The organism is Paenibacillus sp. 22594, assembly GCF_052044425.1.
Lineage (GTDB): Bacteria > Bacillota > Bacilli > Paenibacillales > Paenibacillaceae > Paenibacillus_AQ.
Map to the genome: position 1 here is coordinate 390,796 of NZ_JBQENA010000004.1, position 25,045 is coordinate 415,840.

The 25,045-nt window shown below is 50.3% G+C and carries 23 protein-coding genes and 1 pseudogene; 10 read left to right on the forward strand and 14 right to left on the reverse strand.

Annotation, left to right across the window (positions count from 1 at the left end):
- Positions 1–152 precede the first annotated feature (152 nt).
- A complete protein-coding gene (locus ACTJKB_RS15890; protein ID WP_440835227.1) occupies positions 153–1,421 on the reverse strand; it encodes an alkaline phosphatase in 1,269 nt (422 codons plus the stop codon).
- Between the two features lie 163 nt (positions 1,422–1,584).
- Positions 1,585–3,006, reverse strand: coding sequence for a PLP-dependent aminotransferase family protein (locus ACTJKB_RS15895; protein WP_440835228.1), 1,422 nt, complete (start codon positions 3,004–3,006; stop codon positions 1,585–1,587).
- Between the two features lie 203 nt (positions 3,007–3,209).
- Here ACTJKB_RS15895 and ACTJKB_RS15900 point away from each other — a divergent pair, with 203 nt between their 5' ends.
- From ACTJKB_RS15900 to glpX, 4 genes are all read left to right on the forward strand, one after another.
- Complete coding sequence (locus ACTJKB_RS15900; RefSeq protein ID WP_440835230.1) at positions 3,210–4,169, forward strand: DMT family transporter; 960 nt, start codon at positions 3,210–3,212, stop codon at positions 4,167–4,169.
- 950 nt (positions 4,170–5,119) lie between these two features.
- Positions 5,120–5,764 (forward strand): helix-turn-helix transcriptional regulator, encoded by a 645-nt coding sequence (locus tag ACTJKB_RS15905; RefSeq protein ID WP_074101131.1) that lies wholly within the window; start codon positions 5,120–5,122, stop codon positions 5,762–5,764.
- Positions 5,765–5,783: 19 nt separating this feature from the next.
- Positions 5,784–6,596 (forward strand): pyruvate, water dikinase regulatory protein, encoded by an 813-nt coding sequence (locus ACTJKB_RS15910; RefSeq protein WP_074083168.1) that lies wholly within the window; start codon positions 5,784–5,786, stop codon positions 6,594–6,596.
- Between the two features lie 54 nt (positions 6,597–6,650).
- Positions 6,651–7,646, forward strand: coding sequence for a class II fructose-bisphosphatase (gene glpX, locus ACTJKB_RS15915; protein ID WP_440835232.1), 996 nt, complete (start codon positions 6,651–6,653; stop codon positions 7,644–7,646).
- Positions 7,647–8,184: 538 nt separating this feature from the next.
- On the opposite strand, the pseudogene ACTJKB_RS15920 reads toward glpX, so the two are convergent.
- From ACTJKB_RS15920 to ACTJKB_RS15955, 8 genes and pseudogenes are all read right to left on the reverse strand, one after another.
- Positions 8,185–8,367 (reverse strand): annotated as a pseudogene (locus ACTJKB_RS15920) (transposase); the annotation flags it as partial.
- Between the two features lie 24 nt (positions 8,368–8,391).
- On the reverse strand, positions 8,392–8,631 hold the full coding sequence (locus ACTJKB_RS15925) for a NifU family protein (RefSeq protein ID WP_074083165.1): 240 nt from the start codon (positions 8,629–8,631) through the stop codon (positions 8,392–8,394).
- 32 nt (positions 8,632–8,663) lie between these two features.
- Complete coding sequence (locus ACTJKB_RS15930; protein ID WP_440835233.1) at positions 8,664–8,891, reverse strand: hypothetical protein; 228 nt, start codon at positions 8,889–8,891, stop codon at positions 8,664–8,666.
- A gap of 28 nt (positions 8,892–8,919) precedes the next feature.
- The gene (gene sufB / locus ACTJKB_RS15935) at positions 8,920–10,317 is read right to left on the reverse strand and encodes a Fe-S cluster assembly protein SufB (protein ID WP_440835234.1); all 1,398 of its coding nucleotides are present in this window, start codon (positions 10,315–10,317) and stop codon (positions 8,920–8,922) included.
- Between the two features lie 14 nt (positions 10,318–10,331).
- Positions 10,332–11,678: a Fe-S cluster assembly protein SufD gene (sufD, locus tag ACTJKB_RS15940; protein WP_440835235.1), complete on the reverse strand. Its 1,347-nt coding sequence runs from the start codon at positions 11,676–11,678 to the stop codon at positions 10,332–10,334.
- Between the two features lie 23 nt (positions 11,679–11,701).
- Positions 11,702–12,481 carry a Fe-S cluster assembly ATPase SufC gene (gene sufC, locus ACTJKB_RS15945; RefSeq protein WP_440835236.1) on the reverse strand — a complete coding sequence of 260 codons (780 nt, stop codon included), beginning with the start codon at positions 12,479–12,481 and terminating at the stop codon, positions 11,702–11,704.
- Positions 12,462–12,983 (reverse strand): MarR family transcriptional regulator, encoded by a 522-nt coding sequence (locus tag ACTJKB_RS15950; RefSeq protein WP_074110872.1) that lies wholly within the window; start codon positions 12,981–12,983, stop codon positions 12,462–12,464. Before ACTJKB_RS15950 ends, sufC begins: the two co-directional genes overlap by 20 nt.
- A gap of 458 nt (positions 12,984–13,441) precedes the next feature.
- Positions 13,442–14,158, reverse strand: coding sequence for a general stress protein (locus ACTJKB_RS15955; RefSeq protein WP_440835238.1), 717 nt, complete (start codon positions 14,156–14,158; stop codon positions 13,442–13,444).
- Between the two features lie 349 nt (positions 14,159–14,507).
- On the opposite strand from ACTJKB_RS15955, the gene ACTJKB_RS15960 reads away from it, so the two are divergent.
- The 4 genes from ACTJKB_RS15960 to ACTJKB_RS15975 all read left to right on the forward strand — a co-directional run bounded on the left by ACTJKB_RS15960 (position 14,508) and on the right by ACTJKB_RS15975 (position 18,226).
- Positions 14,508–14,819, forward strand: coding sequence for a (2Fe-2S) ferredoxin domain-containing protein (locus tag ACTJKB_RS15960; protein WP_440835239.1), 312 nt, complete (start codon positions 14,508–14,510; stop codon positions 14,817–14,819).
- A 206-nt stretch (positions 14,820–15,025) separates the two neighbouring features.
- Positions 15,026–15,874: an AraC family transcriptional regulator gene (locus tag ACTJKB_RS15965; RefSeq protein WP_440835240.1), complete on the forward strand. Its 849-nt coding sequence runs from the start codon at positions 15,026–15,028 to the stop codon at positions 15,872–15,874.
- A gap of 321 nt (positions 15,875–16,195) precedes the next feature.
- A complete protein-coding gene (locus ACTJKB_RS15970) occupies positions 16,196–17,185 on the forward strand; it encodes an aldo/keto reductase (RefSeq protein ID WP_440835242.1) in 990 nt (329 codons plus the stop codon).
- A 132-nt stretch (positions 17,186–17,317) separates the two neighbouring features.
- Positions 17,318–18,226, forward strand: a complete 909-nt coding sequence (locus ACTJKB_RS15975; RefSeq protein ID WP_440835245.1) for an aldo/keto reductase — start codon at positions 17,318–17,320, stop codon at positions 18,224–18,226.
- A gap of 90 nt (positions 18,227–18,316) precedes the next feature.
- On the opposite strand, the gene ACTJKB_RS15980 is transcribed toward ACTJKB_RS15975, so the two are convergent.
- From ACTJKB_RS15980 to ACTJKB_RS15995, 4 genes are all read right to left on the reverse strand, one after another.
- On the reverse strand, positions 18,317–20,995 hold the full coding sequence (locus tag ACTJKB_RS15980; protein ID WP_440835246.1) for an S-layer homology domain-containing protein: 2,679 nt from the start codon (positions 20,993–20,995) through the stop codon (positions 18,317–18,319).
- Positions 20,996–21,045: 50 nt separating this feature from the next.
- Positions 21,046–22,518, reverse strand: a complete 1,473-nt coding sequence (locus ACTJKB_RS15985; RefSeq protein ID WP_440835247.1) for an O-antigen ligase family protein — start codon at positions 22,516–22,518, stop codon at positions 21,046–21,048.
- A 46-nt stretch (positions 22,519–22,564) separates the two neighbouring features.
- Complete coding sequence (locus ACTJKB_RS15990; protein ID WP_440835248.1) at positions 22,565–23,296, reverse strand: ZIP family metal transporter; 732 nt, start codon at positions 23,294–23,296, stop codon at positions 22,565–22,567.
- A gap of 87 nt (positions 23,297–23,383) precedes the next feature.
- Positions 23,384–23,899, reverse strand: coding sequence for an N-acetyltransferase family protein (locus tag ACTJKB_RS15995; RefSeq protein ID WP_440835249.1), 516 nt, complete (start codon positions 23,897–23,899; stop codon positions 23,384–23,386).
- Positions 23,900–24,122: 223 nt separating this feature from the next.
- On the opposite strand from ACTJKB_RS15995, the gene ACTJKB_RS16000 reads away from it, so the two are divergent.
- Together ACTJKB_RS16000 and ACTJKB_RS16005 are read left to right on the forward strand one after the other, a co-directional pair.
- Positions 24,123–24,620 carry a DinB family protein gene (locus ACTJKB_RS16000; protein ID WP_440835250.1) on the forward strand — a complete coding sequence of 166 codons (498 nt, stop codon included), beginning with the start codon at positions 24,123–24,125 and terminating at the stop codon, positions 24,618–24,620.
- Positions 24,621–24,644: 24 nt separating this feature from the next.
- Complete coding sequence (locus ACTJKB_RS16005; protein ID WP_440835251.1) at positions 24,645–25,013, forward strand: DUF1304 domain-containing protein; 369 nt, start codon at positions 24,645–24,647, stop codon at positions 25,011–25,013.
- Positions 25,014–25,045 lie beyond the last annotated feature (32 nt).

The following is a 25,045-nucleotide window of genomic DNA, read 5'->3' on the forward strand; positions in this document are numbered from 1 at the left end:
AATGTTACTAGAAAAATGTAAATACATGGAACAGTTCAAAACGCAGCGGATAGGCTTCTTAGCTCAAACATAAAAATCTTTATAAATAGAAAAAGCCAGCCGAACATTCGGCCAGCTTATCTATTGCAAAGGTACTAGCTCCCTCTGACGTTTTATTTCTCCGCTTTAAAACCATAAGCCTGCATCATCTTCTCGAACACGGCTGTGTTCTCAAAAACTCCAGTAAAGAGCTGGGCGTTTTTACCCATTGCTGTAACCGGAATATCCACCGCCGTATGGCCGGAGGTTGTCCAGTCCACTACAAAGCTTTCCTTGGATTTGGCGATAGCGAACGGACCGTCTTCTTTGGAGATGCCGTCTCCTGTTTCATCCTCTGCATCGACCGCTTCGATGGAAAGTCCTCCGGTTTCATGGTCAGCCAGCACCAGCACCAGCGTGTCGGGATTCTTTTTGGCAAAATCTTTAGCTACCTGCACAGATGCATCCAGAGCCTGGCCGGATTTAATCGTCATCTTGGCATTGTTTCTGTGGGCAAATTCATCCGTGCCTTCTTCCTCTACCATCAGGAAAAAGCCTTTTTTGTTCGCGGACAGTGTGTCGATCGCTTTCTGGGTCATTTCCGGCAGAGAGACTACAGGGTTGTAGATATCCCCTTTGCCTTCCTCATTCTGCTGAAACATCTCCTCATTGGCGAACAGTCCGAGCAGCTTGCCGTTCTTAGCCTGCTTCAAGCCGTCTTTGGTCGATACATAGTTATAACCCAGCTGTTTCGCTTTGGTGACCAGATTGCCCTGGCTTCCTTTGCTCTTCTCCGAAGGATCTTCAGCCGGAGCATCCCGGAACTTGCCTGCTTCGCCAGCCGGATACCAGAAATCCTCACCGCCGCCGAGCAGAACGTCCACTTTGCTCTTGGTCAAGAGCTGCAGTGCGATGTCGCTTTGCTTCGAGCGGTCTTCCACGTGTGCGCCAAAAGCTGCGCCCGTAGCATCGGTAATTTGGCTGGTGGTTACCACGCCTGTGGACATGCCTGCATCTTTGGCGTATTCCGCAATAGTTTTAACCGATTTCTTGTTGGCATCCATGCCGATGGCGCCATTATATGTCTTCACACCGCTGGCATAAGCTGTGGCGGATGCAGCTGAATCTGTAACCGGTACGGTAGAGCTCGTATGTACCAGACCCGCGTAGGGCATATCATCCATGGCCAATTTGCCATTTTCGCCTACGGTCGCCAGCCGGATCGCATTACGCGCTGCTGTCCCCATGCCGTCGCCGACAAAAAGAATGACATTCTTCGTTTTTGCGGAAGCCGCAGCTGCCGGTTTGGCAGACTGTGCAGCCACTACACTCGTAGCCAAAAGCGCCCCTGCTGCAGTTACAGTTAATGCAGTCTTGAATCTATTCTTTTTCTGAGAATTCATATATACCCTCCTTAAGGTTAATTACTACCTCATACTAGAGCAATTATATTAAGGGGATATTTCACGAACGCCCGATTAATGTAAAACAACTCAAGAACTATGCATGATTTGTAAAATTTCTTCATTCTCCTGCGGAACCCGGATATTCTTTCTTGAGCACTAGTCACCCCTTTTGCAGCTCAAGCGCAAGCACCGCCAGACGGCGTATTCCTTCGCGCAGCACACCTCCGCTGGCAAAGGAGTAGCTCAGCCGCAGCCAGGACTTCATCTCCCCCAGCGGATCGAAAATTTCACCAGGGACAAAAGAGATGGACTGCTCCATAGAGCGCGCAAACAGCGCAGACACGGAAATAGACTCCGGCAGCTTCACCCAAAGATTGAGCCCGCCCTGCGGGGGCGTCCATTCCCATCCGGTAGCGGCGAGCTCCTCCTCCACAATCTCCTTATGCACCTGTAGTGCGATCCGCAGCTTCCCGAGATGCTGCTGCAGACGCGGCGAGGTGTAGTAGTGCTGAAAGATTTTCTGGTTCAAAATCGGCGTTCCGTTGTCCGCCAGCGATTTGGCGGTAATCAGCTGTTCCATGAACGGGTAACGACAGCCAACTGCGCAGATCCTCAGGCCCGGGGCGACATATTTGCTGAAACTGCTGATGTAGATTACCCAGCCTTCCGTATCATACGCAAAAAACGGCGGTGGCGGCTCCTCCGTGAAATACATGTCGCGGAACGGGTCATCCTCCACGAGCAGACAGCGGTAGCGCTCCGCCAGCTCCACCAGGAGCTTCCGCTGCTGCGCCGGAACCGTATAACCCGTAGGATTGTGATGTGTCGGATTCATATAGAACATTCTTGGCCGGTGTCTGCGCATCAGTTCCTCGACCTGCTGCAGATCATAACCCTCCGGAGTAATCTCCACCGGTACCAACCGGGCTCCCAGACGCCGGAAAATATCCATCGCCACGCTATACGTCGGCCGCTCCACCAGCACCGCATCCATCGGTCCCAGCACAATGCCCGCGATCAGATTAATCGCCTGCTGAGCGCCCGAAGTTACCAGCAGCTCGCCCGGCGACAACTGCAGCTTGTGCTTCTCCCGGAAATGGCGGCTAAGCGTAACCCGCAGTTCCTCGTCTCCCTGGACCGAAGAGTACGTTCCCATGACCTTCGGATATAGATCGAACACTTTTTTGACGTATTCGGACAGGAACAAGTTGGGCAGCAGTCCAGGATCAATCAGCGCCTGTGAGAACTGGTAGCTGACCGGTATCCGCTGAATATCGGACATTGGGTTCGCCAGCATATAAGCGGATACCGCTGTACCCTCTGTCGCTTCTTCTACCACACTGTTGACCGGTGACACATAATAACCAGATTTGTCTTTTACATACACCTTTCCGTCTTCCGTCAGCTCCCTGTAGGCCTTGAATACCGTAAGCCTGTGAACCTTCAGCTCCTCAGCCAGCAGCCGGATCGACGGCAGCTTGTCATGCGCCTTCCATTCTCCGCGCTCCATCCGGTTGTGCATGTATTGATACACCTGGCGAAACAATGGGGAGTTCTGCTCTGCTCCTGCCGCTTTTTTCATTAGTCTGCCGCTCCTTTACCAGATGGCTCTGCCAAACAGCCAAGTCCAATAACCGTCTTTAGTTAACTTCTCTTGGGCCTATTGTACAATATTCCGCCTTCTATCTGTTCTATTGTCTGAAATCTGTTCTGTCCTGTTTCCGGTATGATGAATCAAACACTTGAGCCGACTGCCACACTACCATCACAAAGGGGACCTGAAACATGATTATGCTTGCTTACTCGCTCGTCTGTCTGATCTTTGGCACGACCTTCCTGGCTATTAAAATCGGCGTGGACGCCGGTACGCCTCCGTTCTTCTCGGCGGGTTTGCGCTTTTTCGTTGCAGGTGCTGTACTTTTCCTCTTTATGGCCTGGAAAGGCAAAGCCAGCTTCGCCCTACTCCTGCGCAAAGAGATGTTGTTCACCGGCGCTGCGCTGACGTTCGGAACCTTTTCCGCACTATATTGGGCCGAGCAATATGTCTCCTCAGGGCTTGCCGCTGTGCTGTCCGCTACCGGTCCGATGATGATTCTGCTGATGCAGACCGCTGTTCTCCGGCAAAAAGCGCCTTCTTATTCGCTGATCGGCTGCATCATCGGCTTCACCGGTGTACTGCTGCTTGTGCTGCCCAGCCTTGCCATTGAGGTTTCTCCCCTGTGGGTCACCGGTTGCGCTGTGGTGCTGATCGGAGAAATCTGCTACGCGGCGGGAGCCATCTACTCCAAAAAAGTAACCAGCACCTTATCCGGCGAATCGCCCGTTGCCCTGAATGCAGCGCAGATGATGTACGGCGGCGCGCTGCTGTTCCTTCTGTCCCTGTTCACGGAAAAAGTACACCCTGAGGTGCTGCTGTCCTTCCGTACAGCCGGTTCTCTGCTCTACCTGACCGTAATCGGCTCCATGGTCGGCCATACGCTGTTCTACTGGCTGGTGGCGAAAACCAATCCTGTCTTTCCGTCCACCTGGCTGTATATCTCCCCGCCGATCGCGGTCGGTGTAGGCTTCCTCTTCTACGGGGAAGCTGTAACCTGGATCACCTTGCTCGGCGTATTCACTATCATCGCCGGCACGGTGCTCGTAAATGCAGGTGCACTCAAGCAACTGCTGTTCAAGCCGAAGCGCAGCACCCCGCTGGTGCAGCCAGTGGCAGGAGAGGCTTATCCGCGGAAACAGATTCTGTAAGAGCGGGTGGTCTGCGCAGGGTGGCGTAAACGCTGTGCCAGGTGGGCCGGAGCGGGCAGAGCGGGCCAGGTGCGTTGCTGAGCGGGAGTCTGGGGACACGACGATGGCCGGAGAACGGCACGCCGGCCTGGACAGGCCGGGGACGGCGCGGACAATGGCGTTCGCGGTCAAGGCCCGCGCCAACAACGACATTTTTGCCGTTGTTGGCGCCAGACGGGCCGAAATGTCGTTCACCCCTAATGAATGGTGAGTCCCCTCCACCCTAACGGACAGGAGAGCCGTTATTATGTGAAATTATTCAGCCATCTAATACTTACGGACACAGATGACACTATTGGTGGCATACACCCCATTTGGCAGCAGAAAACATGAAATAAGCGCACCTGTGTCCGTAACCACCAATATATCGTGCATTTCTGCAAAATAGGGTCACCTGAGTCCGCAACATTTAGTCCATCTGCATTGGAACGGTAGCTGAATAAACGAGATATATGGAGGGACTAACCAGTACTCATATCTCTCATTAACTCAACGCTTGCACATGCTCCGCTAATCCAATACGCGCACATACTAGCCTGACCCAACACACGCACATGTTCCCTAACTCAACACACGCACATGCTCCCCTAACTTAACTTCCAATAGCGCCAACATACATGACTAACATTGAACATGGATAACAACCCTTGCGAGATCGCCTCGAACAACAATGTACTCCTCAAGGAAGAGCCCGAAATACTGAAGTTCACGTTCTATAACTCTAGAATATCTCCTGCAGAAAATATATATGACGTATTATATATTGCATTAATGATCATTATTGCGTATTATATAAGCAAGTTAAGGGCTTAATACTCTAATAGGACGTAAGAATGGAAGGGGGAATCGATTATTGGTGCTCCTTTTCTGTTAAGGAACACCTGAATGTATCCGGAAAGTGGAGGGAACCTGTGATCGAACTGACATCCCGTCAACTGCAAATTATTGAAATCGTCAAAAAAAGAGCACCCATCACCGCCGAGCAAATTGCGGAGCATCTCAATCTCAGCAAGCCGACGATCCGCTCGGACTTGTCCGTACTCGTCATGCTGGAGTACATTGACGCGAAACCCAAAGTAGGTTATTTTCCCGGCAAAAAAACCTCGCAGCGCCTCAGCGGCAGCTATTTGCTGAAGGAAACCAAGGTCAAGGACATTCAGAGCATCCCGATAATTATTCGCGAGACGACAACGATTCAGGATGCTGTAGTCACACTGTTTCTGCAGGATGTCGGCACGCTGATTATCTGCGACGGGGACGGCAAGCTGACCGGGGTGGCCTCGCGCAAGGATTTCTTGAAGGTTACGCTGGGCAATCCCGGAGCAGTGTCCATGCCCGTGAGCATGGTAATGACCCGCCAGCCCAAGGTCGTGACCGTTTCTCCCGAGGATACGGTGCTTGATGCCGCACAAAAAATGATTTTTCACGAGGTGGACAGTTTGCCGGTGGTCATCCCCGGTATTGTGGAAGAAAGCGGCCCAAAACTCGACGTTGTCGGACGGCTGACGAAGACTTCCATTGTCAAACTACTCCTCGATCTAGAAGCCAAAGGATAACGGGAGGAATCAAAAGCGCATGGAGCCATCCTCACATTTCATAACGATATGCTCGGATTCTATAGGGGATACAGCGGAGGCTGTCGTGCAGGCTGTTATCCACCAATTCCAGAATCAGCGTGTCACGATCAGAAGATACGGCAACGTAAGACATGAAGACGAGCTCAGGAAGCTGATGGAGGAGACCGCCCAGCTTCAGGGCTTTGTCGCCTACACGCTGGTCCAACCGGAGCTGCGGGAGATGATCCGTGAAGAAGCGGTGCGCCTCGATCTGCGGATTGTAGATATTATGGGCCCGATGATGCAAGCCTTCATTGATACCTTCGATGATGCGCCCCAGGCCCGTCCCGGGCTGCTTCACCAGCTCGACGAGGATTATTTCCGCCGGATCGAGGCGATTGAATTCACCGTTGCCTGTGACGACGGGCGCGATCTTGGTGCGATGCTAAAAGCGGATATTGTACTGCTGGGCATGTCACGCACCTCCAAAACCCCGCTCAGCATTTTTCTTGCTCACCGGGGCAAAAAGGTCGTGAACTACCCGATCGTTCCCGAAATCGGCCCGCCGCAGCAGCTGATGAGCCTGCCGCCGAACCGGCTCATCGGGCTCACGATGAAGCCCGAGTATATGCTGAAGATCCGCTCCGAACGTCTGAAGCAGCTGGGACTTCCTGCAGGCTCGCAATATGCCAGTCTGGAGCGCATTACTGAAGAGATGGAATACGCTGCCTTGCTGTTCGGCAAGCTGGGCTGTCCTGTTATTGATATTACAAACAAGGCAATTGAAGAAACAGCAGGTATTATTATGGGCTATATTACCGATTCTCCGTAAGCTTTGCTGATTCAGGCCTGAACCTATACAAATATTATACTGGAGGGAAATCATATGGAACGCGAATTGGCACTGGAAATTGTACGGGTAACTGAACTGGGCGCTTTATCCTCAGCCCGCTGGATCGGAAGAGGCGATAAAAATGCTGCGGATGATGCGGCCACAACCGCCATCCGTTCCATGTTTGATTCTGTCTCCATTGATGGGACTGTGGTCATTGGTGAGGGTGAGATGGATGAAGCACCGATGCTCTATATCGGCGAGCAGGTCGGGAACCGTAACGGTCCTTCCGTTGATGTAGCCGTGGATCCTCTGGAAGGCACGGAAGTAGTAGCCTGCGGGCTGCACAATGCCCAATCCGTGATTGCCATCGCCGACCGGGGCAGCCTGCTGCATGCGCCTGACATCTATATGGAGAAGCTGGCCTGCGGTCCCGAGCTCACCGGCAGGCTCAGCCTGGAAGATCCGGCCGAAGTCACATTGCGCAAAGCCAGCCTCATCACCGGCAAAGCGCTCTCCGAGCTGACGGTGATGGTCCTTGACCGTAAGCGGCATGAGATGCTGATCGCAACCCTGCGAGGGCTGGGCGTGCGCGTCAAGCTGATCGGCCACGGCGATGTCGCAGGAGCCATCGCGGCAGCACTGCCGGACAGCGATGTCGATCTGTACATGGGCTCCGGCGGAGCACCGGAAGGCGTGCTGGCAGCCGCCGCACTGAAATGCCTCGGCGGGGAGCTGCAGGGCAAGCTGCTGCCGGAGGGTCCCTTCGAGCTGCAGCGCTGCCTCTTAATGGGGATTGAGAATCCGACACGCGTGCTCTCGATGGAGGATATGGTTGGAACGGGAGATGTCATTTTCGCGGCGACCGGTGTAACCTCCGGCGAATTCCTGAACGGAGTCCGCTTCATCGGCAAGGAGCGCGCCGAGACCCATTCCGTCATTATGCGGGCGCAGAGCCGCACCATCCGTTATATCCGCAGCATACACTTCCTGCCTGGCAAGGATATTCCGCAGGTGGCCACCAGCCGGCAAAATGCGGCTCTCATCTAAATGATGTCGATTAGTATAGCGTAGCTGAAAAATCCCAGCAATTCACTAGCTCCGCACGCTTAGCCTCATTCCCGGTTTTGACGTGGCGACCGGCCAGATTGTGGCGTCGTCGATGGGGCCGACCCGGAAGGGGAATGGATTTCCGTCGCCGACGGGTTGAACACTCACCACTCGGTAAGCTTGGTCCGTTTGGTGGCAGGTTATGGTCAGCTGGACGAAACTCCCGGTCCAAAGGGAAAGCATAGCATTCTGGCACCCAAACCAGCCGAGCACTATTTTTAGCAGATTCCAGCCACCGCATTCGGTTTGTGTATACGCCTAAACACTGTTCATGGCTAAACCAAAGATGACAAACCCATTCAAGTGGACCTACGCGAGCAAGCACCTCTGTGCCTAAATGATGGTTTGTTTCAGCTGTGATGTACTAGCCTGTCTAGAGGATGGTATAAAGGGGATTCATTACGGGGATTTATGCTCAGAGGTAGAGATAATTAGACCCTCTGAGCATACAGTGAAAAACCCAAAAAATCGGCGGCAGCAGCGGAGGAGGAGCGTCAAAGATGCCTAACAATACCTCCGTCGCTCCACGGTGATACAGGTCTTCTGGGACCTCACGCCAACCGTTTGAACTCTCATGGCCTTCCACGTAAAATCCGAGTATCTCCCGATGGCCGAGCTGGTTAATCCCTATGACGAGATTGATGACCTCCCTCTGCACTGTTAATTCGTCTCTGTTAAAAGAAGTTTAAAAAACTTGTACAACTTCTTTAATCTCATCGATTTCCTCAAGAATTGCGCGCTCAATAGCAACCTTTAGCGTAATCGTAGCACTTGGGCAACCGTTGCAAGCTCCCAAAAATCTTAATTTGGCTATACCGTTCTCAACCTCGACGAGTTCAGCATCTCCACCGTCACGCAGTAAGAAAGGACGTAGTTTGAGAAGCACCTCCGATACTTCATCGAATAAAATTCCATTCTCCTCCATTATGCTAGCTCCTCTCATTGTTTTCCCAACAGTCAATTTAAGCCTTTTTCACCTAGATAGTCTGAGTGATCCTTTGCTTTTTGCCTAAGAATGGCCTCTTGATCCGAAAGTTCCCTTATAGCCGTATATACAGAATCTAAAGGTATCATCACACCACAACTTGCGCTCAATCCTGACAGCATATTGAAGTAGAACTGAAGTTTCCGTATCTCTCGGGTAATTTGAGCTAGTTCTGAATTGTCCGAATTCTTTTTCTTCATTACTAACACCTCGTACTTCCTTAATGAATCAACCGATGCTTCCTTCCATTTCAAATTGAATCAGCCGGTTCATTTCAACGGCATATTCCATCGGCAGTTCTTTGGTAAACGGCTCAATGAAGCCCATTACAATCATTTGTGTGGCATCTTGTTCTGTAAGCCCGCGGCTCATTAAGTAAAACAATTGTTCCTCGGACACTTTGGATACTGTTGCCTCATGCTCCAAAGTAATCTGATCGTTTTTAACTTCATTGTACGGAATCGTATCTGAGGTTGACTGGTTATCCAAAATCAACGTATCACACTTAATATTGGACTTGGACCCTGCAGAATTGCGGCTGAAGCTCGACAATCCCCTGTAGTTTACTTTGCCGCCCTGCTTGCTGATGGATTTGGATATAATCGTAGATGTTGTCTCGGGAGCAAGGTGAATTACCTTCGCGCCGGCATCTTGATGCTGATCTTTACCGGCTACGGCAATAGACAGGATGGACCCCTTGGCTCCCCTTCCTTTCAAGATTACAGCCGGATACTTCATGGTTACCTTAGAGCCGATGTTGCCGTCCACCCATTCCATTGTGGCATTTTCCTCTGCTACAGCCCTTTGGGTTACCAGGTTGTAGATATTAGGAGCCCAATTCTGGATGGTCGTGTAACGGACACGGGAATCTTTCCGGCAAATAATTTCAATAACTCCGCTATGCAGAGAACTGGTACTATAAATAGGTGCTGTGCATCCTTCCACATAGTGGACAAAGCTGCCCTCTTCGGCAATAATTAATGTCCGCTCGAATTGTCCCATATTTTCAGAATTAATCCGGAAGTATCCTTGGATCGGAACCTCACACTGCACACCTCTCGGGATGTATACAAAGCTGCCGCCTGACCAAACCGCGCTGTTAAGCGCAGCAAATTTATTGTCGGAGGGCGGGATGATCGTTCCAAAATGTTGCTTGAACACTTCAGGATATTGCTTTAAAGCAGTATCTGTATCAAGGAAAACAACGCCCTGATCCTCCAGTTCCTTCCGCATACTGTGATAGACTACTTCTGACTCGTATTGAGCGGATACGCCTGCCAGAAACTTTTGCTCTGCTTCAGGAATCCCTAGCTTGTCAAAAGTTGCTTTAATCTCGGAGGGAACCTCCTCCCAGGTCTTTCCCTGTTTCTCAGAAGGGCGAACGTAGTATTGGATGTTATCAAGATCTAGTCCGGACAGATCCGCTCCCCACTTGGGCATCGGCATTTTGTAGAATTGCTTCAAAGCTTTCAGCCGAAAATCGAGCATCCACTCCGGCTCTTCCTTGATCCGGGAAATTTCCCGGACAATCTCTTCAGTCAGACCTTTTCCGGATTGGAAAATAGACTGGTGCTCATCGCGAAACCCATATTTATATTCGCCCATATCCGGCGCTTTTTTAGCCATTGTTACCGCTCCTTTTAACCTTCATAAGCCTCACTTTGATTGGCTCTGATTCCCTGCGATCTGCCAAGCTTTTTCTCCACTACATCCTGCAGGCGGCTACGCACTCCCACCAGCGGAATCTCCGAAATGACAGGAGCGAGGAATCCGAAAATAACAAGATATTCGGCTTCACTCCGTGAGATCCCGCGCGACATCAGATAATAGATTTGTTCCGCATTTACTTGCCCCACGGATGCAGCATGACCGGCGGTTACATCATCCTCATCGATCAGCAGGATCGGATTAGCATCACCGCGCGCATTTGGACTTAACATCAGTACACGTTCTGTTTGCTGACCATCACAATGGGTTGCACCTTTTTCAATTTTTGTAATCCCGTTGATAATGGCTGTAGCTTCTTCACGCATTACTGCGCGTGTGATCATTTGGCTTACCGAGCTTCTGCCAAAATGCTGGGCTTGCGTAGTATAACTCAATTTCTGGTCCCCAGAGCCTACCGCAATTACCTTAGCATCAGAGATGGACCCGTTGCCCTGAAGTAATGTCTTGGTATCACTGGCGGTATAGCCATCATTCATCTCGCCGACAATCCATTCTACACCGGCATCCGCAAGCACAACCGCACGACGCTGGGTGAAGTCCGTTGTTGCTGCAGCAAGCTGATGAACAGAAGCGACCTGCACCTTGGAGCCTGCCCCTGCAAACACCTCTACCACACCATTATGCAAAACCTTGATATCATCTCTTCTCGATATACAATGATCCACATAGCTGATCTTGCTGTTGTTCCCAGTCACAATCAAGATGTGAGGAGCAAAAACCGCCCCGCTCGTATCGCTATAAAAGATCGCTTGAATGGGAACTTCAACCTCTATACCGTCTGGGACATATAGAAAAACGCCACCACTCCATAAGGCACTGTGCACAGCAGACAATCTGTGCTCTTCCGGCTTCACAGCCTGAAAGAGATAACGTTGAACCAACTCCTCATGCTCTTTTGCCGCAGTATGCAGGTCCGTTAAAATTACTCCCTGGGCGGCTAAATCAGCCGACAATTCTGTGTACACTACATCCGAATTGATCTGAACGATGAGTCCGCCTTCCACCGGGGAGGCAACCAAACCTCGAACAACCTCCGGCGCATCTTCCAAACCTGACCACGCATTCTCAGCTTTGAAATCACCACTTTCGTAGATATCCCATTTTTCAAGCTTGATTTTCTCCACTTTAGGCAGTTCTAGCGTCCCTGCCAGCTCGAGTGCCCGAATCCGGCGTTCAAGCAACCACCGAGGTTCATCCTTAGCACTTGACCAAGCGCATAGAGCGTTCGCATTCATTGAAGTGTTTGCTTGTATACCCACTTGCTTTTCCTCCTCTTCAGCTTTCAAACTTCCCCGCCCACCGTCTCATCCGTAATCCCAAGCTCCTCTTTTACCCAATCGTACCCTTCTGCTTCTAAACGGTGGGCAAGCTCCGGGCCGCCAGATTTGACAATCCGACCTTGCATCATGACATGCACAAAATCCGGGGTAATATAGTTCAGCAGGCGCTGATAATGGGTAATGATGATAAATCCTCTGTCTGGACTGCGCAGCTCATTTACACCATTGGCTACAATACGCAGTGCATCAATATCAAGCCCGGAATCTACTTCATCCAAAATCACAAACTTGGGTTCAAGCAGCATCATTTGCAAAATCTCATTCCGCTTTTTTTCACCGCCCGAAAATCCCTCATTCAAATAACGATGCGCGAATTCCGGGTTCATCTCTAGCCCCTTCATTTTGCTCTCCAATTCACGGATGAAACGGATTAATGATATCTCCTGGCCTTCTTCACGCCGTGCATTGATGGCACTTCTGAGAAAGTCCGAGTTCGTTACGCCGGCAATTTCACTTGGGTATTGCATAGCGAGGAACAAGCCTGCCCGGGCACGCTCATCCACCTCCATCTCCAGAAGGTCTTCATGGTCCAATGTCGCCTTGCCGCCAGTAACCTCATATTTTGGATGGCCCATTAACGCAGAAGCCAACGTACTTTTCCCCGTCCCGTTAGGCCCCATAATCGCATGAATCTCTCCGCCCTGAATCTCCAGTGTGAGCCCTTTTAAAATTTCTTTCCCTTCAATCTCGGATCTTAATTCCTCAATCTTTAATGTCGTCATTTATCGTAAACTTCCCTTCGGAGTATTCTTCGGCACGCGCCACCAAATCACTGATAAATTTTCCAATAGTCTGCAGTTCAGCCTCTGTATAGGATTCAATGAATTGGTAGAACCTTTCTTCTTTTTCTTTGTGCAGCTCCTTATGCAAATGATAAACGTGTCTTCCCTTATCCGTTAAACTAAAGTAAATCTCCTTACGATTGTTGTTCAGTTGACTTCTCATAATGAAGCCCATTTCCAGCAGCTTTGAACTAATTTTAGTAATGCCAGCTTTGGACAACCCCATCTTCTCCACAATCCCGGTATGATTTATCGGTTCATAATCACCAATGCAATCAATAACGTGTACACTAGTAATATTGTTGGAGAGCATGTCAATCTGGTACTTTCTGGCCTGTTGCCGAAACGAATTAAATTCTTGTTCGGTATACAACTCGTTCAGATGCAGCATTCTTATATATTGCTCGTAAAGATGACCTTTAAAATGATTTTGAAACTCCAATTTTGCAGTCTCCCCTCTCTTGTAGTAGTTGCAGACCAAGGTGCAGTGTCAGCAATAGATTACAATTCTTTTTTGTTCACTTGTGAACAAAACTATATTAGCATAACTGATAATGATTATCAATATCAATTATGTTAAATGTGACGCAATTCTGGAGACGCTTTTCATTGGTTCCTCCGGTGTAACGAAGCAACAAACCGTGCAAATCGTTGCGACTGCCTGTAAGAGCCGAAGGATTGTGGGCACCCGGTCAGTCACTGGACTGCGCGCGAGCAAGCCCCTCTGTGCCTAAATGATAGTTTGTTTCAGCTGCGATGTACTAGCTTGGACACAGACACCACATTCCGTTGATTCACTCCATGCAAAAAGGGTATCCCATGGTCCAGCTGGACCTGAGATACCCTTCTTGCATGGAAAATAGGTTAAGTCATACACCACTTTAACTGTTAACTTACACTTTACCGGTTCGTATTCTGCCTGTTGGAAGCATTCAGCTCATCTTGGCGGAGCTGGCGCTGCCTGCGTTCTTCCTCTTCTCTGTTCCGCTCTGAATTCATCGTGTCCAGCCCAGTATCCTCGCGTCCTTCCAGACCGGAGCCGTTGAATGCGGCATCTACGGTGTCACTGACTGAATGACGTGCACTCGCTGCAACCTCACTTTCAGGAATCGCTTCATCTACATAACGGTCGGCATTGGCGGAGTTATGATTGCGGAGCACGGAATATACATCATTGGCCCGGGCGCTGTCCGCATCCACCATGACAAGAATCCGGCCCTCGTCCACATAGTTGTCGTAGCTCTGTGCTTCATCCTCCGGTATGCCGAGTCCAATCAGTCCGCCGACAAGTCCACCGGTTCCCGCTCCCACCGCAGCTCCCGCCAGCGTAGCCGCAATGGGTCCCGCCGCAAGAATAGGGCCAATCCCTGGAATCGCCAGTGCTCCGATACCTGCCAGAAGTCCGGTCACACCTCCCAGTACACCGCCGGTTGCCGCCCCTGAAGCCATTCCCTCAGGCGCTTTGGTACCCGTTTCACTATTGATGGTTTCGACATCCTGTTTGTTCCGTGCAATCACTGAGATATCATCTGTCATAAACCCGCGGCTTTTTAACTCCTCAATAGCCTGCGAAGCCTCATGTTCGGTATAAAATACACCTACAATTTTCTTATTCATAACGATTCCCTCCTGATAGCATGTTTTGGGGTGTCCATTGATGATGCAGCTTGTTTCACACCTCTTACTTAACCAAACAGCCGGGGCCGAAACTGTAGAATATCCCTTTCCCTACTGAATCCACAAAACAATTTATGAAACAGGAAAACATTCGGGAAATAATAATTGAGACACATTTTCATCAAAATTATAGAATTCGGGTTAGATAATCTAACGCGAATATCCTGATTTCAGGACATTTGTTAAGCCTTTTGGAACTTTGACCGTTACCCGATTACAGATGATGCAAAAGGGTCTATACTCCTCGTAAGATATAGTCAACTATTATCACATACGAAGGAGGCATAGGATGAATATGCGACTCAAGGTGCTGAAGAAGCACCTGCTCTTCTGCTGCAGCGAGCACTGCAATAATCAGGATGTGGAGGATGTCATGCAGGAATTCAAGGAACAGCTCGTGGAAAAAGGGATTAACAAAACCGTCAAAATCAACAAAACCAGCTGTCTCGGCCTTTGCGGCAACGGGCCATTTGTTATCGTCTATCCGGATGGCATCTGGTATTACAATGTGACTACGGATGATGTGGCGCGTATTGTAGAGGAGCATCTCGTGAACGGCGAGCCGGTCGAAGAACTGGTAATGCTCAAAATGGAAGCCTGATTCCGTTCCACCCCGAGCTGGCTGGTTTTCCGTTATCCGGTACAGCAAGCTGTGCCCCGCGATGCCTCTCCCATTCTAAATCCTGGAAGTCCCGCCCTCAGCCTGGGGTCTGGGACTTTTTGCGGTTGATCTGCCTTGGACGATCTATTGTATAATGAAGTGTATATCCGTCCCGGAGCCATCCCACACCGAAAAGAGGCTGAAGCATGGCCATATTCAAATATAATTCAGAGCGTCCCTTCCGGGGCAGTCCTGATCTGCATCTTCATTATTGGGGACGTGAGCAGTGTGCTCCCGGACATAGCGTTGGCCCCGGCGTGCGAGACCTGTACAAAATCCATTTCATACACGAAGGAACCGGCAAAGTCACTGTAGGAGAAGAAACTCACATTTTACAGCCTGGACAAGCCTTCCTGACTTATCCTCATATAGTCACCCATTATGCGGCAGACACGGATCATCCCTGGACATATTCATGGGTTGCCTTTACGGGAGAAGAGATTGGATATCTGCTGTCCACAACCTCTCTCACGCCCGAACACCCTATCTTTCCGATGGATGAATCAATGATGCCCGTACTCTATGACCGGCTTAGTGCTGCGGCTGACCACACGGGCAGTCTCGATTTACCGCTCAAGGCGATTATGTATGAGTTCTTTGGCCTGCTGCTGCGCACGGTTCCTGCGGCGGCGGACATTTTCCCGGTTCCCCGCCAAAAGAGTATCTACGTCGAGCAATGTCTCCACTATCTGCATGCCCATTACTGTGAAAATGTTACCATGGAGATGATGTCCTCCTCCCTGAAGCTGGACCGTAAATATTTATCCGCGTTATTCAAAAAGACCGTTGGCCTACCGCCGCAACAGTACCTGCTCAATTTCCGTATCGCCAAAGCGTGTGAGCTTTTAACCGATACGAATTGTACGATTGGTGAAATCTCGCGGTCTGTCGGCTACCAGGACCCGCTGCTTTTTTCGCGTATGTTCAAGAAGGTTAAGGGCTGCTCACCCAAGGAGTACCGTATCCGTCATACCGATAATGACATTGTTCTATAAACTTCTTCCTTGCTGACATACGTTTGTCTCCGTGCATCCGCTACAATAAGAGCGTGACCGGGATCGTATGAAACAAATGCTTACGTGTGATTATTCTTGTAATTCCAACGGTTTTATTTCGGCGAAAAGAGGGCAAGCCGCCTCTCCTCTATCACACGGTGATTACGCTTACAAAACTTAAGCTTATGCTTACGATGCCAGTTTGTTCGAAGTAAATGCAGGATGTAGCGCTCACATACTTAGGTGTATGCTTACGATGCCAGTTTTGTACGGAGTAACACGATGATGCCTTGGCTTACAAAACTTTTAGGAGGTAAAAAAATGTACAATGCAAGTCCTGAACGTTATGCAAATATGAAGTACAACCGTACCGGCCGCAGCGGCCTGCTTCTCCCGGCGATCTCACTCGGGCTGTGGCATAATTTTGGCGGCAACGATGTGTTCGAGAACGGACGGGCTATGATCAGACGGGCCTTCGATCTAGGCATTACCCACTTCGACCTCGCCAATAACTACGGTCCGCCTGCCGGATCGGCTGAAGAGACCTTCGGGCAGATTCTGCATAAAGATTTCGACGCTTACCGCGATGAGATGATTATCTCCAGTAAAGCAGGCTATTACATGTGGCCGGGCCCTTATGGCGAATGGGGCTCGAAAAAATATCTCGTCTCTAGTCTCGATCAGAGCTTGAAACGGATGGGACTGGATTATGTGGATATTTTCTACCATCACCGTCCGGACCCGAATACACCACTGGAAGAAACAATGGCTGCACTGGATCTGCTCGTGCGTCAAGGTAAAGCGCTGTATGTCGGCATTTCCAACTACAAGGCCGAGGAAGCGCGTGAAGCAGCGCAGATTCTCCGCCGACTCGGCACACCTTGCCTGATCCACCAGCCGAATTACTCCATGATGTCGCGCTGGATTGAAGAAGGGCTGCAGGATGTGCTGGCTGAGGAAGGCATTGGCACCATCGCCTTCTCCCCGCTGCAAAAAGGGATCCTGACCGACCGCTACCTGAACGGAATCACACCGGATTCCCGTGCGGCCGGACCGAGCGTGTTCCTCTCAGAGAAAGAAATCACCTCAGAGGTGATCCGCAAGGTCAGCCGGCTGAACGCTCTGGCTGCTGCACGCGGACAGAAAATGTCGCAGCTGGCCCTGTCGTGGGTGCTGCGCGGCGGCAAAGTGACCTCGGCTCTGATCGGCGCAAGCAAGGTGAGCCAGATTGAGGATGCCGTAGCCTCCTTGAACGCGCCTGAGCTCAGCGCGGAAGAGCTGGAGCAAATCGAGAGTATTTTGCGGGGATAAGCTGAACACATACACACACAAAGACGGCAATAGCGACCGCACAGCTGGCAGGCTGCGGCGGCGCTCTATTGCCGTCTTTTGCTGTGGGAATGCTATAATGTACACAAAAAAACAACACAGAAAGGGAAGCAGATGAACAAAAACCGTTTAGGAAATTCCGATTTATACGTAAGTGCTATGGGACTCGGCTGCATGTCCCTGGGGACCGACGAAGCCACGGCGATTCCGATTATTCATGAGGCGCTTGAGCTAGGCGTTAACTTTCTGGATACTGCCGACCTCTATGATAGCGGGCGGAATGAAGAAATTATCGGGCAAGCGCTGCGCCACCGCCGGGCGGACATCATACTGGCTACCAAAGTCGGCAACCGCAGAGTCCCCGGTCAGGAAGGCTGGACCTGGGACCCTTCCAAAGCCTATATAAAGTCGGCAGTAAAAGAGAGTCTGCGCAGACTGCAGACGGATTATATCGACCTGTACCAGCTGCATGGCGGTACGCTCGAAGATCCAATTGACGAGACCATCGAAGCCTTCGAAGAGCTGAAGCAAGAGGGACTGATCCGCTACTACGGCATCTCCTCCATCCGCCCGAATGTGATCAGGGAATACGTCTCCCGTTCCAATATTATCAGTGTCATGAGCCAGTACAGCATTCTCGATCGGCGGCCTGAAGAAGAGGTTCTGCCCCTGCTGGAACAGAAGGGCATCAGTGTGATCGCCCGGGGACCGCTGGCAAGCGGCATATTAACCGAACATGGCGCCAGTAAAGCTAACCGGGAATATCTTGACTACGGTAGCGAGGAACTGGTAGGGCTGCATGAACAACTTATGCAGCAGAACAGCGGCTCCCGTACCTTGACGGAGACAGCGCTGCATTACCCGCTGGCACATCCCGCAGTTGCCGCCATCATTCCGGGCGCGAGCAGCCTGGAGCAGCTGCGGCTGAATGCGGCAGCTGTCACAGCCGCTCCGCTCTCTCCCGCAGAGCTGGCCGCTGTCCAGGCTGCCAGCAAGTGCAACCGGTATGTGCAGCACCGCTAAGAACATGTATGACGAAGAGGCTGTCCCTGTAACTGTTAGGTCATAACAGTTCAGGAACAGCCTCTTTTCATAATACATGATTTGCTGGTTCTACAGCTTGGAGATCAATTGAACCGCTTCGGCCCGGGTCGCATTCTGCAGAGGCTGGAACTTGTTGCCGCTCCGGCCCTGAATCAGACCCAGCTCATGAGCATAAGCCACATAAGGCCGGGCCCACTTTGAAATGGAGCTGTAGTCGGCAAAAGCACTAGAAGCTTCTACCGTACTCAGTGACTTATTATTTTTATAGAGATAAGATTTGATCAGCATGGCTGTCATCTCCTGCCGGGAAATAAGCTTGTCCGGTGCAAATGCCGAACCGGAGATTCCCGTTACGATACCGGCCGCAGAAGCTGCAGCAACCTCATCCGCATACCATTTGGCCGCTCCAACATCACTGAAGCCGCTTGCATTGCCTGCCTTCAGATTCAGCTTGCGGGCAATAAACGCAGCAAATTCGGCCCGTGTCACCTTTTGATTAGGGGAGAAGTGCAGATCACTTGTCCCTGTCACCACCTGCTGAGCCACCATTGCTTGAATGGCACCGGATGCCCAATGAGTAGCGGAAACGTCACTGAACGATTTACTGTATTGCAGCACAGCGTATTTGCTGAAGTGACTGGTCTGAACACTCAGATAGCCGCTCTCCTGTTGTCCTGCTGTGTACTGCAGTCCGCCTTGTGCATCCAAATAATAAACACCTGTGAGCGGGGTATTCACGCCTTCGTTAACCTTCAATTTCAACGTGACAGGAAAATCGAACTCAGACAGCTTCGTTTCTTTGCCGTCTGCCGTTATGAGCGATAAGCCAAAATCAAAAGCCGCACCAGCGGAGGTAATTGCAGTATTCGCCGATTTACCGGTAGTTCCGCTTGTTGCCTTGGCAATATCATCACTGCTAAGTGGAGTAAAGGAGACGGAAATCTTCGCATCCTTTAGCTGCTCTGCTGGCACAGAAGCCTTAAGCTTCTCCAGATCACCACCTGGAATTTCAATAGACAGATTATCTTTGGAGACAACCAACGCATTGTCTTTGTTGATTGCTTCAGAGCTTGCAGGCAACAGGAGCTGCTTAATATCGCTGGCTACAGGTACGGTTACCTTGCCGTTCTCACTTTTGAGTGCTATGTCTAAGGCCTTCGTAGCTCCAGTCTGGTCGACTACACTAATAGGAGATTTAACCGCTACCACCGCAGGAACAGTTGAGCTTGGCCCTGAGGCCCCGCCTCCTCCTGCTGCACTACCTCCGCCTCCGCCTGGTGTACTTCCTCCTCCTGACGTCCCCCCTCCAGAAGCCTGAGGCACCGGAAAGATATAAGCCTGCAGCGAGCGATTGCCCATTTTGTCTACAGCTGCTACATTAACATGATAAATCTTACCATTGGTTAAACCGTTAATAGTAAAGTTTGTTCGCTTAATAGGTTCTGTCAGCAGACTGCCATCCAGCCAGACTAGATAACCTGCTAGGTCATCTTCCTTATTGCTGTCCCAGGTTACATACAGACTTCCGTTGCCCCATGCCTTTAAGCCTGTGGGCTTAGCCGGTGCGTATGGATCGCCGGTTACAATGCCACTCTCGCGGTATTCATAGACATACTCATCGGATTCGCCTTTTTTATAGAATGAGGTATGAAGGTGAGCACGTCCATATTGAGAGTTAGCGTTGGGTAAGCTGATCTCATGACCCGAAGCTGAAGAGGTCAGTTTCAAAATATATTTTTGGTCTGTTTTTAGTGGAACTGGAAAAGTAAAATTAAACTCATTATTATAATTATAGAAGTTGCTTACTGGAAAAACAGTTCCATCCTTATTGACTAATTCAAAATCTGAAGCGCTCAATTCTGAATGGTTTATTGTATACGGGCTATAAAGAGAATCCGAAGAAACATTATTTAGTAATAATTCCATATAACTCCACGATTCTGCCTGGTCTACAGCGTTTCCTGATATAACAAATGATATCAGCGCCTCATTTGGTTGAAGCGCGTGACCAGGTTCCTTTCCACTAAAGAGGAACTTCACTTCCTTCATAAACCCAGGAGTTCGGATTGAATAGGCAGGCCAAAAATCCGATTCCCGGCCAAATACGTCTACTGCAGACACTTTGAAATGATTCAAAGAATGGGCAGGAAGATTCTTGATTTGGATTGAGTTAACCCCAGTAATTCCAATTAACTGGTCATTGTTATAAAACTTGTAATATGAAGTATAAAACCTATCCAAGGCTTGCCAGTGAACATCGATATCGCTAGACTTATCCGTTTGATTGGACCAGTGCGCACTAGTAATCCTAGGGGCTATTGGATCATCCACGAACGAATACACATTCCCCGCCACGCTCGCGGCAAAATCCCTTGCATCACCCGCAACAACAGTACCGAAGCCCGGTACCAGACCTTGAGCAATCGTACCGTTTACCTTAGACCAGTAAGTCTTGGCACTATCTGAGTGATATACCTCACCAAGCACCGATGAAGGCACTTGAACCCTTCTGCCATTCGGATTAATCAGATACATTGCAATGTCTTTCTGATCGGAGTAGATCACTCCCGAAATCTCTCCGGTAGATGCATCGTAATATACTTTCAGCATACTGGCCGCATAGGTCAGTACGGGCGCGCTTAAAGCCAGCAGCATGAGGACTGCCAGTGAAGCACTAATTTTGCGTAAGATGTTGTGCAGAATAATTCCCCCCAGATAGATGTATAGGATTCGGAAATCCTTCCCCATAATACGAGAAATTCCAACATATTACAACGTATTATTTAACTTATTTCCCACTATTGTCCTCCATTCTCTGCCTGCTTCACCATCTCTTTATAGCTCCTGTTCTCCGGGATCATATCCGAAGCCGTTCGCATTTCCTCCAATGCTTTTTGCATATAGGATTCATCCCCCTGGGACCGGGCTATAGCAGAATAAAGAGCAGCTAATTCGTAATGAGTCTCATGGGACCACGGAAGCTGTGCAGCAGCGGCAATCAGTGATCGTTCCGCCCTTTCCCAATCCTGCCTAGCTATCGCTGACTTCCCGTTGGCAAGACTGGTATAGCCTACTGTCAGCCACGAAAAGAAAAATACAGCAATTACTGCGGGCAGCGCGAGAGCTGCAGCTCTGAAACGCGGCAGAGGAATTTCTTGTCCGGGCCCGCCTTCGGCCTCTGCTCCGGTGAGCAGCATAATAAACAACCCGAACACCAGCGGATAAGCCAGATCGATATCAAAAGCAAGATGGGCGCAGAACAGGATAATGGCCAGCATAGAGCCCCAGCCTTCTTTTCCCCTGCGCAGCCCCGCACGTATAGAGAAGATAATCATGCCTATAAAGCTCAGAGCTCCAAAAACCCCCGTATCCAGAGCAACCTGCAAATACTGCTGATGCACATATTTCACATATACGGATGGATACAGCACTGCCCATCCGCCGCCACCAACACCCAGTAGCCAGTGCTTCAGCCATAGATGAAAGGCATCGCTCCAATAGATGCGGCGCAGGGCAAATTCGGGAGCATTCCAGGCAATCTCACGAAACGCCTCTCCGCCATTACGCGCAGCAAAGGCTAAAACCACCGCCAACAAGACTGAAGCCGCCATCGTTCCCAGCATGGATACTTTTTGCGCATCCCGGTTCAGGAATACATAAATGACTGCCCCGATGACCGCCAGAACCAGTACTGCTCTGGAGCCGGTCCATAGCAAGCCGCCAATCTGGATTACACAAACGATCCAATAGCGTTTGTGACCTGACAGCTTGTAAGCACGCCAGCCTGCCGCAACTCCTGCTGCCAATATGACGGCAAAGCTGTTCGCATAACCAAGCGTCGATTCCAGCCTGCCTTCGCGGAACAGCCCAAAGGCCAGTCCCCACAGTATCAGTGCTGTTCCACACCAGGCCCAGGCTGACCAGATCCGGTCCCGCAGCTCCCGGGACAACCCGGCAAACAGCAGTGACAGCGGGAGCAGGGAGGAGATTTTGCCCGCTTCCAGCAGAGCTTGTTCAACATCCACCGCCCAAATGGCAGACAACCAGTACAGTAAGGTAAGTATCAGCAGAAAAAAATGCACCGGCAGCAGCTTGATCCGGCCGGTGCGCAGAATGTAAACCAGCGCCGCTGTAAATAACAGAGCATCTAACGCCAAAAAAGAACGGGTATGAAAGTATCCCGCTCCGAGCGCTCCGGTAATCATATACACGAGCAAAGTATAATAAGACATTTTTTCCGCAGGTTTGTTGTTTGGTATATTTTTCTTCATAGTAAGGAAGTTTTCGACAAGGTCTGACGGAATTCCTCCTAGGACCTCACCCAAAAGCTTGAGTAATATACACCATCGCCAGCAGGCCGAAGATAAATGAATACGTTGAGGGGCGTTCATACCCATGTCCGTGGCTCTCCGGAATCAACTCCTTATATACGATAAAGAGCATCGCTCCAGCGGCAAAAGCCAACCCGTACCCCACCACGTTCTGCATATAGCTGGCTGTAAAATATCCGATCACCGCCGACACCATCTCCATGAGGCCGGTTAAGGCGGCCATAATCAATGCTTTGCGCCGGGTCGCCTGGGAATTCAGCAAAAACACTGCCAGAATCAGACCCTCCGGCATGTTCTGTGCTCCGATGGCTATCGCCACCATGGGACCGAGGCTCGGCTGCTCACTCGCATAGCTGAAGCCCGTGCTGAGACCTTCGGGAATATTATGAATAAACAGTGCGATCAGCACCAGCAGTGCTTTGGAATCCATGTTAGTGAAGCCGGGCTTGTTCTCCACATCGATATGCGGAATATTGTTCTCGATCAGATCGAGCAGCAGTACACCTGTAATCAGACCCAGGGTTAACGCAAGGATTCCCGATTCCTTGATCGCCTGCGGCATTAACCCAAAGGTAGATGCAGATACCATGATCCCGGCAGTGAAGGCGACCAGCACATCCTTCCACAGCTCGGACAATCTTCGGACAAACAGGATGGGAATCACCCCAAGTACAGTAGCCATAGCCGATAAAAAGCTGCCAAACAGCGCAGTTTGCAAGTCTTCAACCCCTTTTGTGGACAGGACTCCTAGACCCAGCTTATGCTGCTGGCAGGTACAGTTATGTCTGTAATTCCCATTTATAATCTACAGCTCCGGCATTAGCGGCAAAAACATCAGATCTTCATCCTGGTAGTCAACCCCGAGCTTTATCGCCCTCGGCTCTGTGCCATAGCGGATAAACCCCAGAGATTCATACAGCCGTTTGGCGGAGAGGTTAGTGGAGGTTAAGGTCAGATTAAGGATTTCCAGACCTGGTACCTGCTTGGCCCGCTCAATCAGCTCCAGCATTAAGAGCCGCCCTATCCCCTGCTTACGCGTACACGGATCGACGTATACGGAATATACATGGGCTTTGTGACGGATCTTCGGTCTGCTCTCTCGGAAAAGGGTTACGATACCCACCAGCTTTTCCTCCGCGTCGAACGCTCCAAGGGTAAAATTATCATCCGAGGGTTCCAGCCTGATCCGGGTGGTGACTATGGAGATTTTGGACTCCGACTCATAGGAGCTGAGGAAAACTTCCGGGTTCTGCTGCAGCGACTGTAGGCGGAGCTCGCGGTAAACCTCCGCATCGGCGGATGTCAGTATTCTTATGTACAAGGGGGATACCTCCTGACCCGATTTTCAAAATTTCGACTCTAACTGCTAACATTATACCGGTTTCCCTTGTATCTGGCCTTAGATATTTCTACTTACATTGGATGTGCGGATCGCCTGGGCAATTGACAAAATTACTGAACTTAGGTATATTTACTTTTGTAAAATTCGATTTTGCAAAATATAATTTAAATACAAATATTAAAATATTGAAAGGAGCTTCATGATGTCCGAGTCCAATTCTGCTTTTGGTCAGGCTCTTGTGAAATCATTAATTGGCGAACGGGGTCATATTCCGATTGCCAGAGCCTTGCCGGATATTACACCGGAGCTTGCCGGACAACGCACGGAAGGAATTCCGTACAGCATTTATCAATTATTGAAGCATATGAGCTATTGGCAGGATTTCATGCTGACCTTCCTGGAGGGGGGTAAACCGCAAGCGCCAGGAAGTGTAATGGAGAGCTGGCCTGAAGAGGAAGCCCCCGAGGACGAGGCAGAATTGCAGGACACTGTGAGGCATCTGCTGCAAGGCGTGGAGAAGGCTGTGGCTTTTGCCCGGACTGAACAGCTGGACGAACCGCTCCCCGGTTTTCCGGGGGAGACCAAGGGCGGAATTTTACGTAATATCGCCTCTCATAATTCCTACCATTTAGGAGAAATTGTTCTGCTTCGCCGTCTACATGGGGCCTGGCCGCCACCTGGCGGGGGCTATCCCGCCTAATCTAATACAAAAGAGGGAATTAAAATGATGATTTTAAGTACTATACTTGTGGCGCTCGTAGCGCTGGAGCATGTGTATATTTTAGCTTTGGAGATGTTTATGTGGACTACCCCCAGAGCGCAGAAGGCGTTCGGGACCACCAAGGAGTTCGCGCAGGATACGAAATCGCTCGCAGCCAACCAAGGTCTGTATAATGGCTTCCTGGCCGCAGGTCTGGTCTGGGGCTTGCTCCATCCGAACGACACGTTCGGATTTCAGCTTCAACTATTTTTTGTAATCTGTGTCGGAGTTGCAGCGGTCTATGGCGGCATGACGGCCAAGAAATCCATTCTGTTAGTCCAGGGCCTCCCGGCCTTTCTGGCTATTATTGCCCTTCTTCTGGCGAATCTGTAAATCCGATAATTAATAGGGGGTGTTCCATAAGC